Origin of the sequence: Chryseobacterium cucumeris (assembly GCF_016775705.1) — a bacterium.
Lineage (GTDB): Bacteria > Bacteroidota > Bacteroidia > Flavobacteriales > Weeksellaceae > Chryseobacterium > Chryseobacterium cupriresistens.
Map to the genome: position 1 here is coordinate 3,182,556 of NZ_CP068760.1, position 13,049 is coordinate 3,195,604.

General features: G+C 37.6%; 12 protein-coding genes. 6 read left to right on the forward strand and 6 right to left on the reverse strand.

Annotated features, from left to right (window positions below):
- Positions 1-14 precede the first annotated feature (14 nt).
- From JNG87_RS14270 to JNG87_RS14280, 3 genes are read right to left on the reverse strand one after another with little or no spacing between them, the layout of a single operon-like run.
- Positions 15-1,058, reverse strand: coding sequence for an anhydro-N-acetylmuramic acid kinase (locus JNG87_RS14270; protein ID WP_202838976.1), 1,044 nt, complete (start codon positions 1,056-1,058; stop codon positions 15-17).
- 11 nt (positions 1,059-1,069) lie between these two features.
- Positions 1,070-1,660: an LPS export ABC transporter periplasmic protein LptC gene (lptC, locus tag JNG87_RS14275; RefSeq protein WP_110011447.1), complete on the reverse strand. Its 591-nt coding sequence runs from the start codon at positions 1,658-1,660 to the stop codon at positions 1,070-1,072.
- 1 nt (position 1,661) lies between these two features.
- Entirely contained in the window at positions 1,662-2,975 is a 1,314-nt protein-coding gene (locus JNG87_RS14280; RefSeq protein ID WP_137905272.1) for a hypothetical protein, read from the reverse strand.
- A gap of 310 nt (positions 2,976-3,285) precedes the next feature.
- Between JNG87_RS14280 and JNG87_RS14285 the strand changes: the two genes are divergently transcribed.
- From JNG87_RS14285 to JNG87_RS14310, 6 genes are all read left to right on the forward strand, one after another.
- A complete protein-coding gene (locus tag JNG87_RS14285) occupies positions 3,286-4,404 on the forward strand; it encodes an ATP-binding protein (RefSeq protein ID WP_202838978.1) in 1,119 nt (372 codons plus the stop codon).
- Positions 4,405-4,707: 303 nt separating this feature from the next.
- The gene (locus JNG87_RS14290) at positions 4,708-5,346 is read left to right on the forward strand and encodes a TetR/AcrR family transcriptional regulator (protein WP_202838980.1); all 639 of its coding nucleotides are present in this window, start codon (positions 4,708-4,710) and stop codon (positions 5,344-5,346) included.
- Positions 5,330-6,646 (forward strand): TolC family protein, encoded by a 1,317-nt coding sequence (locus JNG87_RS14295; RefSeq protein WP_202838981.1) that lies wholly within the window; start codon positions 5,330-5,332, stop codon positions 6,644-6,646. Before JNG87_RS14290 ends, JNG87_RS14295 begins: the two co-directional genes overlap by 17 nt.
- A gap of 16 nt (positions 6,647-6,662) precedes the next feature.
- Positions 6,663-7,766, forward strand: coding sequence for an HlyD family secretion protein (locus tag JNG87_RS14300; RefSeq protein WP_202838983.1), 1,104 nt, complete (start codon positions 6,663-6,665; stop codon positions 7,764-7,766).
- Between the two features lie 140 nt (positions 7,767-7,906).
- Complete coding sequence (locus tag JNG87_RS14305; protein ID WP_062674556.1) at positions 7,907-9,484, forward strand: DHA2 family efflux MFS transporter permease subunit; 1,578 nt, start codon at positions 7,907-7,909, stop codon at positions 9,482-9,484.
- A 397-nt stretch (positions 9,485-9,881) separates the two neighbouring features.
- Positions 9,882-10,478: a hypothetical protein gene (locus JNG87_RS14310; protein ID WP_202838984.1), complete on the forward strand. Its 597-nt coding sequence runs from the start codon at positions 9,882-9,884 to the stop codon at positions 10,476-10,478.
- A 134-nt stretch (positions 10,479-10,612) separates the two neighbouring features.
- Here the strand turns inward: JNG87_RS14310 and JNG87_RS14315 are convergent, their stop codons facing one another.
- From JNG87_RS14315 to JNG87_RS14325, 3 genes are read right to left on the reverse strand one after another with little or no spacing between them, the layout of a single operon-like run.
- Positions 10,613-11,626 carry a TQO small subunit DoxD gene (locus JNG87_RS14315; RefSeq protein WP_202838985.1) on the reverse strand — a complete coding sequence of 338 codons (1,014 nt, stop codon included), beginning with the start codon at positions 11,624-11,626 and terminating at the stop codon, positions 10,613-10,615.
- Between the two features lie 56 nt (positions 11,627-11,682).
- On the reverse strand, positions 11,683-12,060 hold the full coding sequence (locus JNG87_RS14320) for a hypothetical protein (protein WP_202838986.1): 378 nt from the start codon (positions 12,058-12,060) through the stop codon (positions 11,683-11,685).
- Positions 12,061-12,077: 17 nt separating this feature from the next.
- Positions 12,078-12,992: an alpha/beta hydrolase gene (locus JNG87_RS14325; RefSeq protein ID WP_202838987.1), complete on the reverse strand. Its 915-nt coding sequence runs from the start codon at positions 12,990-12,992 to the stop codon at positions 12,078-12,080.
- Positions 12,993-13,049: the final 57 nt, after the last annotated feature.

Below are 13,049 nucleotides of genomic sequence, written 5' to 3' on the forward strand. Positions count from 1 at the left end.
ACATGAAAGTTTTTTTATGCAATAACTCCCGAGCAATGATCCGCTGTACTTCCCGTGGCAGAAGACAATACATTGATCTCGTTATTCATCTTTAAAACGCCCATAAAGGCAAAAATCAGGGCTTCTTTATAATCGATAATCTCTTTTTCAGGGATGATCATTTCGGCTTGTGTTTTTGCTCTTATTTTTTCAATTAAAAAAGTGTTGTAAGCACCTCCTCCGGTGATAAGGATGTCTTTTATACTATATTCATTGATGACGTTGGCAATCTGCTGGGCAGCATGTTCTGTAAAAGTGGCCAGAGCATCTAAGGCTTCAATATTTTCAAGAAGGGGAAATATATGTTGATGGCACCATTCTATTCCCAAAGATTTTGGATGCGAAATCTGGTAGAAATCCAGGCTGTTAAGCTGGTTCAGTAAAATTTCATCTATCTTTCCTTGTGCGGCCAGTGCTCCGTTTTCATCAAAATTTTTATGCAGCTGCTGGGCCAGATGGTTCAAAACAATATTCACGGGAGCAATATCAAAAGCGATCCTTTTCCCATCCCACTGTAAAGAAATATTGGAAAATCCACCTAAATTCAGGCAGGCGCTGTATTTGGAAAAAAGTAATGCATCACCTATAGGAACCAGAGGAGCTCCGTTTCCTTTCATCAACACATCCTGGCTTCGGAAATCATAGATAACAGGTAATCCGGTTTCCAGCTTTATGGCTCTGCCGTCACCAATCTGCAGGGTGAATTTTCTTTTAGGCTGATGAAAAACGGTATGCCCATGAGAGGCAATCAGGTCAATATTTTCAAGTTGATGCTGATGGATAAATGCTTTAACCTGCTGCCCGAGATAAAAACCATACGCTGAATGCAGTTCCAGCAAATCTTCGGACGAAAGATGAATGGAGTTTCTAAGTTGGGTTTCCCAATCCGCAGAATAGGAGAGTGTTTCGGCTTTCAGGATTTTAAAAGTCCATGTGTCCTGCTTTTCAAATTCAGCAAGACAGATATCCAGACCATCCAGACTTGTCCCGGACATCAGTCCAATAGCCACAGCTTTCATTCTTTTTGGATTTATTTTTTATTTTCAGAAATTCTTTTTGAACTGAAATCTCCGGAATTGTTATAGAATGTGTATTCGGAAAAATCATCTTTGGCAGTCATTCCATTGGCACCTACCAGGGTAGAACCGTCTTCCATGGTAACATAAACCGTGTCTTTGGTGTAGATTCTGTTTCTTTTCTGATCCCAATAAATACTCTGCATGGCAAATCTCTGTCCTTCATTGGTTTTTATCCTTACATCACCTTTGGCTTCGTAGAATTTTTTATATTCGAAAATACGGGCATATTTAGCGGTAATTCTTCCCGGAACTTTAGGTTTCTTTTTATCAAAAAACTCAATATCAATTCCTTTTCGGGCTACCACATACGGGCTGTCGATCAGTTCGTATTTTTCAATGATGGGGGCTTTGGCTTTTAAAGTCACAAAACCGGAATCACGCTGTATAATATTGGCGTTGTTAATAATCTGTGAAGGGAAATTTTTGCTTTGGTTGCCATTTCTTTTGGTAAGATCCTCCTCACAGGATGTCAATATAAAAAATATAGCACAACTAAAAAGGCATGCTATATTTTTATATGATATTTTTTCTGAAAAATTCATCTTAGTTATAAAGAGTCTTTCTGAACCATTTATCAGCGAAATTAAAGCCGATTCTCAGGTTGACGAAATTCTGGTTGATCAGGTTGTTTTTAAGAGTTCCTCTCTTACCCACTTCCAATCCGATTTCAAGACCACTCATTCTTGTGATACTGCTGTTCTTGAACGGTAACATTACCCCAGCTGAAATACCGAACTTATTAATGCTGTTTCCTTCCAGTTTAAGGTTTCCTCTCTCATAGAACGCTCCATATCGGTAGATCACCCTTGAGAAGTAGTTTCTGAAGTTATTATAGTTAGGAAGGTACCATCCACCGGCAGAAATTCTGTAAGTGTCCTGGAAATCAAAAGTCTTACCGAAATAAGAGATGTCTTCTCCTTTTTTATAGTCCAGCTGCCCTGATACAAACCAATGGTTTTCACTACCATATCCAACCCCTAATGAAGCCTGTAACGGAAGAAGGTTTTTGGATTTTGTTTCTTTTTGCTCAATAATGGTTTCCGATCCGCTAAGCTTGGTGGTTTCCTGAGCATCAGAATATCTGTAGGTACTGTTGACGTACTGTGTCGTCATATTACTGGTATTCCCAAAAGTAGCAGTAGCTCCCAATGTGAACTTCTTATCAGTACGTGTATTTAAAGTCTGGTAACTTGTACCTAGTGTAAAATTAAAGTTTCTGACTCTGTTTTTAGTCTCATAGCCATTAACATATTCACCTACATAAGTCCCAAGGTTACTGTTGTAAGCGCGGAATTCATTAAGGTCGTTAAGGTCTCCGAAATAAAGGTTGGCTTTTGCTCCTACGGATAATTCCTGATTGATTTTATAAGAAACAGCAAGCTGAGCCGTATTTAAAGTTCCGCTTCCTTTAAAGCTGTTTTTGTATAGAGGAGTTTTATCTTCTGTAAACTGTTCCGTTACGATGTCGTAGCTTTTAGAACTGTAAGGCTGATAAGAGATCCCCATTTTTACTTTTGAAGATAATGGAAATGCAATCGAAATATTGGAAAGATACGTAGAATGCTTTGTAGATTTCATATCGTTATAGTTCGATTTGAAATAATTGTTTTCGTTGGTAGCTTCCAGTCTGATACTCGTAAGTTCAAAATTGGCGTTGTTTGCCGGGTTGGCAAAATTGAAACTACTGGTAAAATCACTTATAAAAGCAGTAGATATGCCTCCCATAGAAGCAGTTTCGATCGTATTATCATATTTCACATCTCCAATTCCATAAGTTGCATAAGGAGAGTTGCTTAGACTCTGTGCGTTCAGAAAATATCCAACTGATATGAATGATACTACAAAGATTTTTTTCATTCTTGATTTTTAAAACAATGCGCAAATATCTTAAATATTAATGAATTGTAAAAATTATATGTGGTTAAAGTTTGTTAAGGGCTTTCCTTTAAAAGAAAAATGCAAATTTTCAGCAATAAAAATACACTTTGTAAATGTATCGCCTGACATTAAATTGTAAAATCCAATTTTAAATTTAACTCTCATCATATTATTGATATTACCTATAATACAATCAGATATAAAGCCCTTTCATAATTTTAATCTGCATTCATACATTTTAAGCAGACTTAATTTTATGAATTGAAATAAGATTTTTTATCTTTGAAACATGAATTGGGAGAACATCGCCGGACAGACGAATCTGAAAAAACTTCTTAGAGAAAGCATTGCTGAAAACAGAGTGAGCCATGCCCAACTTTTTGTAGGAAAAGAAGGATACGGAACATTGCCTATGGTATTAGCCTATGCAAGGGAAATTTTCAGCCAGGAAAATGAACATGCTGCTGCGAAGGTTGAGCACCTCAATCACCTGGATCTGCATTTCAGCTTTCCGGTTTTTACGGATAATAAAAACTCATTAAGCAAAAATAAATTTGATGAATTCAGAGAAATGATCCTGGCTTCACCCTATGCAAGTTATGATGACTGGACCGCTTTTTTAGAATCAGAAAATAAACAGTTATTTATTTCTGCGGATGAAGTGGATGACCAGAATCAGAAGTTCTCTTTAAAAAGTTATGAAGGAGGAACCAAAATTCTTATCGTGTGGAGAGCAGATAAAATGAATGTCGCCGCTTCTAATAAGTTTTTGAAATTTTTGGAAGAACCACCAGCAAAAACGGTCATTCTTCTTACAGCTGAAAGTACAAACGATATTCTTCCAACTATTCTTTCCAGAACACAGATTGTAGAAATTCCAAGAATTAATGATGAAGATATAGAAAGTTATCTTAAAAATAATTTCTCTGTTTCAGAAGAAAAAGTGAGAGAGATTGTTCATGAAGCTCAGGGAGATCTCAATGAGGCTATAAAATTGTTGAATTCCGGAGATAAAAGCAACGAGTTTGAAAAGCTTTTCGTACAATGGGTAAGAGATGCATTTATGGTAAAAAAGAAACCGGAATATCTCAGAAGTATTATTTTATGGGCAAGGGAAATTGCAGGGTGGAACAGAGAAAAGCAAAAAAACTTCCTCAATTATTGTTCTGAAATTTTCAGACTGGCGCTGCTTCAGAATTATCAGTCCGAAAATCTGGTTTATAAAAAGATCAATGCGAACGGTTTCAATTGGGCCGGTTTTTCAAAATTTATCAGCGGAGCCAATATTGAGAGTATTTTAGAAGAAATCAATACTGCTGATCTGCACCTGACCAGAAACGGAAACCCTAAAATCGTCTGGACCGACCTGGGGATAAAATTATCAAGATATATTCATAAAAGCACATAAATAAACTCCGGTAAATGCCGGAGTTTTTGTTTTTGTCCTGAACAGATTATTATTTCAGCTCTATTTTCCTTATATTTTTACGTTTACTTCAATTGAACGCATTCTGAAAATATTAAAATTATCGTTCAGGTTTTCCCGAATATTAATTCAAAATAAACTCTTTTAAATTAAAAACTGCCTTTACAGCGCTTTCAGCATATATTATAGAAACCGTCTTTTCTTTGCAATAAATTAAATCTATATTAAAAAATCAATCAATCGTTTGATTTGAATGAAAACTTGTGTACATTTGCGCCCTGAAAAATGAACACTAACATGATTTCAAAAGAAGAAAATATATTATTCGCTGCCGAGAAGCTCTTTGCAGAACAGGGATTCGAAGGAACTTCCACCCGGGAAATTGCAAAGGCGGCGAATGTAAACATCTCTATGATCTCATATTATTTTGGCTCTAAGGAAAAACTTTATGAGAAATTAGTGGAATACAGAATGAATGAAGGTCAGTTTTTCTCAAAAGACCTTTTGGGAAGAACAGACATCAACGAATGGCAGAAGATTGAAAGAGTAATCGATCAGTTTTCTCACAAGATCCGGACTCAAAAATGTTTCTACAGGATTATGCAGAGAGAGCAGCTGCATACCAAGAATCCTCAGATTATAGAATTTTTGAAGCAAACCAAAATGGGATTCCTTTCTATGTATTCGCAAATATTGGAAAGTGGTCTTAAAAATGGAATTTTCACCAAAAATCCACCTATTTATCTCCTTCATTCTACCGTAAGCGGAACCTTGTTTTATGCATTCAATGCAAAAGAAATGTATAAAGAGTTCCTGAATGAAACAGAAGATGAAGAAGCTTTTGATGAAAAATACTACACAGAACTTAATAAACATATTAAATATTTACTAAAAGACCTTTTAGGTTATGAAGAGAATAAATAACTCAGTGATTGCATTATCACTATTCGTAGGAATAGCAAATGCAAATGCTCAGGAGAAAAGAACACTTACTCTTGACGAGGCCGTGCAGCTGGGAATCCAGAACAGCAAGAATCTCAAGATCGATGCAGCCAAGATCGAAGAGGCTACAGCTGATCTTTTGGAGGCTAAAAACAGACAGCTACCGGAATTAAAGGTGTCAGGTAGCTATATGTACCTTCCGATAAAACCGAATGTTGATATCAAACTTCCAGGTCTTGCAGGAGGAGCTGGCGGACCTGAAATACATCAGGTAGTTTACGGTTCTGCTAATCTTAGCGTTCCCATTTACAGCGGTGGAAGAATCAAATACGGAATTCAGTCAGCAAAATATCTGGTAGAAGCTTCTAAATTAAGCACTGAAAATGATAAAATTGCCATTGCTTATAACGTTGCCCAGGCTTATAATAACCTGTTTAAAGCCAACCAGTCCATCAAGGTTTTTGAAGAAAATCTTGCCGCTTCTCAAAAAAGAGATGAAACCTTCCTTAAAATGGAAAACAATGGTTTGATTGCAAGAAATGACAGATTAAAGGCAAATCTTCAGACTTCAAATATTGAACTTCAGCTGTTGGAAGCCAAAAATAACTACAATATTGCCAACATCAATATGGATTTACTGCTTGGTCTTCCTGAAACGACCGAACTGGCAGTAGATGAAAATTATATTGAAGAAGGAACAGATGTTAAACCTGTTGATTATTATGTTAATGAAGCCAGAGAAAACCGGAAAGATTTACAGGCTCTGGCACAACAGAGAAAAGCAGCGGAATTAGGTTCGAAAGCAGCAAAAGCAGAAAATCTTCCTTCCATCGCATTTACAGGAGGTTATGTAGCAGCTGATATCCCTAAGTTTCTTACCGTATACAATGCCATCAATGTAGGAATCGGGGTTTCTTATAACCTGTCCAATCTTTGGAAAGAAAATTCTTCATTGAGACAATCGCAGGCGAGAGAAAAACAGCTTGCCGCTACTGATGAATTACTGAATGATAACATTAAGCTTGATGTCAACAGAGAATATCAGAACACAGACTATTCGAAAAAGAGAATTGCTGTTTTTGAAAAATCGGCGGAACAGGCTAATGAAAATTACAGAATTACCAAAAATAAATACGACAACGGTTTGGCAACCATGACTGAATTGCTGGATGCAGACGCAGCTCAGATTGCTGCCAATGTTGGCGTGATCAATGCTAAGGCAGATGCTGCACTGGCATACAGAAAACTATTACAGACAACAGGAACTTTAACAATTAAATAATCAGATCGAAACCAAAATGGAAAATAATAATACACAGGCAGCTGAACCTAAAAAGAAAAAAAGTTTAGTTTTTCCTATCATTTTAGCGGCAGTAGTAATCGGAGGAGGAATCTACGGTTACAGAGCCTTTACTTACGGACAGTATCACGAAGAGACTGATGATGCTCAGATTGCTTCCAATATGGCACCGGTAATTTCTAAAATCTCCGGCTATGTAGCTCAGGTAAAAGTAAAAGACAACCAGTTTGTGAAGAAAGGAGATACCTTGGTGATTTTGGATAACAGGGATCAGAAAATGGCTCTGGAACAGGCTCAGGCAGCTTTATCTACAGCCAGAAGCAATATTTCAAATGCAGAAGCTACTACCACAGCTACTTCAAAAAATATAGGTTCTTCTGAAGCAGCGGTAGTTACTGCTAATGCTCAGATAGAAGCAGCAAAAGTAAATGTCTGGAAAACTTCTCAGGATCTGAAGAGATATGCTAATCTTGTAAAAGACCATTCTATCACGGAACAGCAGTATGAGCAGGCTTTGGCAGCAAAACAATCTGCAGACAGACAGTTGCAGGTTTTAGTGGATCAGAGAAACCAAATTGCTCAGCAAACTCACATCGCTTCTTCTCAGACGGCTGCAAGCTCACAACAAATCAGTGTGGCAGGATCTGTTGCTAAACAAAGAGAAGTAGATGTAGAAAATGCAAAATTGAATTTATCCTATACTGTAATCCTTGCTCCTGAAGATGGATACGTAGGAAAAGTACCTACGCAGGCAGGTCAGTATCTGCAGGCGGGAGCTCAGTTGTTTGCTTTGGTTAAAAACGACCAGAAATGGGTGGTGGCCAACTTTAAGGAAACGCAGGTAGATAAAATGGTAGAAGGGCAGAAAGTGAAAATTGAGATTGATGCCTTCCCTGATAAAGAATTTGAAGGAGTGGTAAGCTCATTCTCTCCTGCTACTGGAGCTACTTTCTCTATTCTTCCTCCGGATAATGCAAGTGGTAACTTCGTAAAAGTAGTTCAGAGACTTCCTGTAAAAATTGATTTTGTAAATCTTGACAAGAATATTGCCAAAAGATTAAGAACAGGAATGAACGTGAAGGCAGAAGTTGCTTTGAAATAACATTTAAAATTGTTAAAAGTCAATGAACTTCGTTGTCAATAGTGAATCAGCTTTGCTGTCAATTAAACGGCAGGCTTTACAATTCACCATTCACCTGCGAAGCAAAATTTGCCATTGATTTTTCACATCGAAAAAAACTTATGCAAGATTCATTAGTAGAATATGGAGCGCGGAGAGTAATTATTACGATTACGGCTATCCTTTGTGCCCTTCTTGAAATTGTAGACTCCACGATTGTCAATGTTGCCTTGAATGAAATGAAGGGGAATCTTGGAGCTACGCTTTCAGAAGTAGGGTGGGTGATTACAGCGTATGCCATCGGGAATGTTATCATTGTTCCGATGACGAGCTGGCTTTCACAGCAGTTTGGGCGTAGAAATTACTTTGCGGCATCCATCATTATATTCACCGTATTTTCATTCTTATGTGGAAATGCAACCAATATCTGGGAACTCGTGTTCTTCAGATTGATGCAGGGAATTGGGGGTGGAGCCTTATTGGTAACCTCACAAACGATTATTACGGAATCTTATCCGATTGAAAAAAGAAGTATGGCTCAGGCTATTTACGGCCTTGGGGTAATTATCGGTCCTACACTGGGCCCGCCTCTTGGAGGATATATCGTTGATAACTTCAGCTGGCCCTATATTTTCTATATTAATATTCCGATTGGGATTGCAGCAACGCTGATGACGCTTCAGTTTGTAAGAAGTCCGAAATATGCAGAAAAACGTAAAGCTTCAGATGTTGACTGGCTTGGAATTGCGCTGCTGGCAGTTACAGTAGGCTCATTACAGTTTATTCTGGAAAGAGGACATGAAGAAGACTGGTTTGAGAGTGGAATGATCGTAGCCTTTACTGTAGCAGCAATTTTAGGATTTATACTCTTCCTTTGGCGGGAACTTACCTTCAAGTACCCGATTGTTGAGCTCAGAGTACTTAAAAACAGTAACCTGAGAATCGGGACTATGATGTCATTCGTTCTTGGATTCGGATTGTACGGTTCTACATTCATCGTTCCTTTGTACACCCAGAGTATTTTGGGATGGACAGCCCTTCAGTCGGGAGCGTTGATGATTCCGGCTGCATTAACGACAGCCTTTATGATGCCCATCATTGGGAGACTACTGGCAAAAGGAGCAAAACAGCAGATCCTGGTTTCATTAGGACTATTTATCTTCTTCGTTTACAGTTTCTGGGGATACAAAATTCTGACCCCGGATACCAGTAAAGATGCCTTCTTCTGGATGCTGATTGTAAGAGGAGCAGGTCTGGGATTATTATTTATTCCGATTACCTCTTTGTCGTTAAGTACCCTGAAAGGGCAGGAGATTGGTCAGGGAGCAGCCTTTACAGGGATGATGAGACAGCTGGGAGGATCTTTCGGGATTGCGGCAATCACGACCTTTATTGCCAATGCAGGACAGAAGTACAGAAATAACTTAATTTCCCACCTGGACGAAAACAGTTTTGATGTTCAGCAAAGACTGGCAGCATTGAAAGCCAATTTTATAGCAAAAGGAATGACTCCTGATGCTGCAATGAATGCTGCCTATAAAATGCTCGACTTATCTGTAACAAAACAGGCCACTGTTTTATCTTATATGGATGTATTTCTTTATCTCGGAATCGTATTCCTGATATGTATTCCGTTTATCTTACTCGTAAAAGAAAGAAAGAGTAAAGAAAAAATAGATTTGAGTGAAGCCATGCACTAGATTTTAAAAAAGACCTTCGGAATTTCGAAGGTCTTTTTTTGTTGTATCTGCCTTAACATGATAAGAGACAATACTTTCTGTTTTCATTTTGTTAAATAAAAAATAATATCACTTATTGGAGAGTTTATTTATTTTTTCTAGCTTTACATCACCAAATGAAAAAAATATGAATAAATTCCCTCACCTTTTAATAATCCATTCAAAAGGATTTGCCGGAATGCTGTGTCACACTTTATCTGATTTCCGGTTATTGAACTGATAGATCTGGCTGCCTTTCACTTTGCTTTTTATAGTTCATAAAGGCAATTTCCCAATATCCGAAAACGGTATGAAGTATTGTATTCCGTTTTATTATTTAGCTAAATCATGATTTCAAGTCACTAATAACTTATTATATATGAATCAAATTCAACTGCCGGAAACTTACGCGGCATTATCAGATTTCAGAAAAAATGATGTCTATCTTCCTGAAATGAATCAGGCTCAGCTTATTGCAGATTTCTTTCCCGGAACTTTTACAGAGCTTACCCAGCGCCTCTCTGATATTACAGGGGCTTTTTACGGAGGCATGCTCAAACAGATTGGAAAACTTTACGGAGCTGAAGCTATTGAACAGATTTCCAGTACTTTTATGTACGATCTGGGATCAAGAATGACACTGAGGAATCTTGAAGTAAAACCCAATCTGCAGCCTGGAATTCCGGCTGTTGCAAAAATATTGATGGGAGCAGTTTTTACATCCAGTCCTGAATATAATTTTGAATTTAAAGAATTAAATGACTACAAATGCGAATTGCTCATTAAAGGAGTAGACCGTTACCACAAAATCACCCATAGCCTGCAAATTGCAGGTCTGTTGAAATGGCCAGTCATCAAACCTTTTATACAGGGCATTTGCGACACTATGGGACTGGATGTTTTACTTGAGATAAAAGTACTCAGACTTGATCCGGACAGCAAGTGCACTTATCATGTCATGGTTACAGAAAAATAGCCTTCAACAAAAATAGTACCTGAAAATTGTACAGGCAGCATTCAATAGGAGCGGACTTTAGTCCGCTTTCTCTATACTAAATCAGGGATAAGATTCAGCCTCAACATGAAACCCGTGTCTCGCACCCCGCATTGCTAATCAATCTTTTCTATCCATTCAATACCACTCACATCAATCAGTTTCAGACTGTGGATATCATTTTTTTGAAAAATATCATCAATATTCAGGGTCACATCTGCTTTTGCTCCTAATGGAATTATCAGACTGTGCTTTCCCGGTTTCACTTTGGCAACATAATGATTCTGAATATCCTCTTTAGGAATTCCGGCAAGTTCTTTATGATCCAGTTCCTTTAAAATCTTTCCGTTTTTGTCGAGGATATGAATCCCTATCAGAAAAGAGCCATACACATCAGCACCTTCCGTCCTGTAAACTTCGAACGTTAATTTTGAATGCTGATGAGAGATTTTTGAAATTTCAAGCTTGGGTTTTACCGATTTATTGTGAAGTGTTCCCCACACACCTCCATGAAAATACTGATTGGTAAAAAGAGTTAACCCCAATATGATGAGTGAGCCTGCCAGTACAAAACCCTTTGGATCTGACACAGGAAAATTTCCTGAGCCAAGCCATTGAAACCATCTTTTTTGAGTGAATTTTTTGTTGTTTTTCATGAAATAATGATCCAGAGAATAAGGACCACTTCCTGTGAGAAACATGACAAATCCACCGGCTACACCCAATACACCAATCTGCCACTCGTCAAGGCAGGTTGTTCCCAGCCAGCCGGAACCTAATAAAATCCCGAGAGCAAGGCTGAAAATGCCAATACTCATCAGCCTGGTAAATAAACCGAGGATGATGAATAATCCGACAATTGCCTCAATAATGGTAAAAATCATCATGGAGCGTTGTAAAGCATCAGGATGAGTCACCAGATATTCAATAACAGGTTTTATTCCGAGTGCATTGGGTAAAAAATGATTGAATTTTTCCCCGATATATCCCTTTTCATCAGGAATAAGTTTGTTTTCAAGGATAAGCCGGCGCCAGAACGCTGAAAAGTAGGTCCATCCGATAACCATACGGAGGGATAAAGTATATAATCCGGCCATGTCTGAAGACTGGCTGTTTAAGGTATGTTTCATTGAAATTAATATTGTATTGTAAAAAACTGTTTTTTTATAATCTGACGTAAAAAAGTTTAAACCAGATGAAGTCTCAGTCTTTTAAACAGAATATATTTCGGAGGGCTGTTCCCGGTAGAATGCCCGGAATAGTTATTGAGAAAAGCTTTTTCTTCAAAAAGATTGGCTGCGGCTGAATTAAAACCAGATAAAAACTTATGGTACTGGTTTTGAATTTTGGTTTTTGAAACTGCAGTTTCTGAAGAAGCAAAAGCGGTATCACAGCTGAAAGAGAGCGATGAGGTTGTTTTTACCTTATTAAGCCCGCTGATGTACTGAATGTCAAAAATATCAAGGACATTTCTTTTGACTGAGCACGGAGACAGCGAAAACACCAATATAAGCATCGTAATGACACCTTTATAAGTTTTCATATGAAGTCCTGAAGTGAGCATGATTACAAAACTACGCTTTATTTCAATGTAAGCTTAATAAATTCCAAAAAATGATCCTGCTGATCTACAAATAAGTAATGAGAGCAGTTATCAATCAGTTTAAAGTTTCTTTTTCCGGCAATATTTTTAAGATCATTAAGTTGTTTTTCTGAAAATATACTGTCATTCTTACCATATATGGCAAAAACAGGAATTCCTTTCTTTCGGATATCTTTTAGAACTGTAGTATTGTCAAGGTTATTTAAAGGTTCATTCTGATAAAATGTAAGAGGAGAGTTGGGGTTTCTTATATTGCTTTTATAAAATTCTCCTGTAAGGTATTTCTTTCTCAGATTTTCACTTTCTGGAGTAGGGTTGGGCATGTCAAAAAAGCCAAGTTTTCCTGCCATTTCATAGCATCTTTTTCTGTAGGCTGCGGAATTTTTATCCAGATTTTCTATTGCTGGAATCTCTTTTAGCTGCACAGAATCATTTTGGAAATGCTCTTTTGCCTTTTTAAGAATATGGTTATAGGTCTCCTGCTGGGTAAATAAAGCGCCTGCAAGGGTGAGTGACTTTACCTTGTCAGGAAATTGTTCCGTAAACAGAGTTCCGATAATTCCGCCGAAACTGTGAGCAATAATATTGGCTTTTTTGATGTTATAAGCGGAATAAATACCTTTTAAATCCTCAAAACTTTCTTTAAATGTCATGGTTGCACTTGCATCTTTTGAACGTCCTTCACCGCGTCTGTCATAAACAATGACATAAAATCCTTTGTCGGCAAGTTTTTGCGCGGTAGTCCCCTCAAATAAAGTTGCATTTCCTCCCGGCCCGCCATGGATAAAAATGACAGAAGGGTTTGTAGGTTCTCCATAAGCTTTAGAATACAAATTCTGTGCTTTACAGAACATTGAACCTATCATCAAAAGAAGGGAAAACAGTAATTTCATGGTAATTGTTTTGAGTCTTCTAAACTACTAAATTTCTCTGGACAGAAAGTTATAAAA

Coding starts and splice junctions, on each gene's coding strand:
- JNG87_RS14270 (WP_202838976.1), bottom strand. CDS start 1,058: ATGAAAGCTGTGGCTATTGGACTGATGTCCGGGACAAGTCTGGATGGT.
- lptC (WP_110011447.1), bottom strand. CDS start 1,660: ATGAATTTTTCAGAAAAAATATCATATAAAAATATAGCATGCCTTTTT.
- JNG87_RS14280 (WP_137905272.1), bottom strand. CDS start 2,975: ATGAAAAAAATCTTTGTAGTATCATTCATATCAGTTGGATATTTTCTG.
- JNG87_RS14285 (WP_202838978.1), top strand. CDS start 3,286: ATGAATTGGGAGAACATCGCCGGACAGACGAATCTGAAAAAACTTCTT.
- JNG87_RS14290 (WP_202838980.1), top strand. CDS start 4,708: ATGAACACTAACATGATTTCAAAAGAAGAAAATATATTATTCGCTGCC.
- JNG87_RS14295 (WP_202838981.1), top strand. CDS start 5,330: ATGAAGAGAATAAATAACTCAGTGATTGCATTATCACTATTCGTAGGA.
- JNG87_RS14300 (WP_202838983.1), top strand. CDS start 6,663: ATGGAAAATAATAATACACAGGCAGCTGAACCTAAAAAGAAAAAAAGT.
- JNG87_RS14305 (WP_062674556.1), top strand. CDS start 7,907: ATGCAAGATTCATTAGTAGAATATGGAGCGCGGAGAGTAATTATTACG.
- JNG87_RS14310 (WP_202838984.1), top strand. CDS start 9,882: ATGAATCAAATTCAACTGCCGGAAACTTACGCGGCATTATCAGATTTC.
- JNG87_RS14315 (WP_202838985.1), bottom strand. CDS start 11,626: ATGAAACATACCTTAAACAGCCAGTCTTCAGACATGGCCGGATTATAT.
- JNG87_RS14320 (WP_202838986.1), bottom strand. CDS start 12,060: ATGCTCACTTCAGGACTTCATATGAAAACTTATAAAGGTGTCATTACG.
- JNG87_RS14325 (WP_202838987.1), bottom strand. CDS start 12,992: ATGAAATTACTGTTTTCCCTTCTTTTGATGATAGGTTCAATGTTCTGT.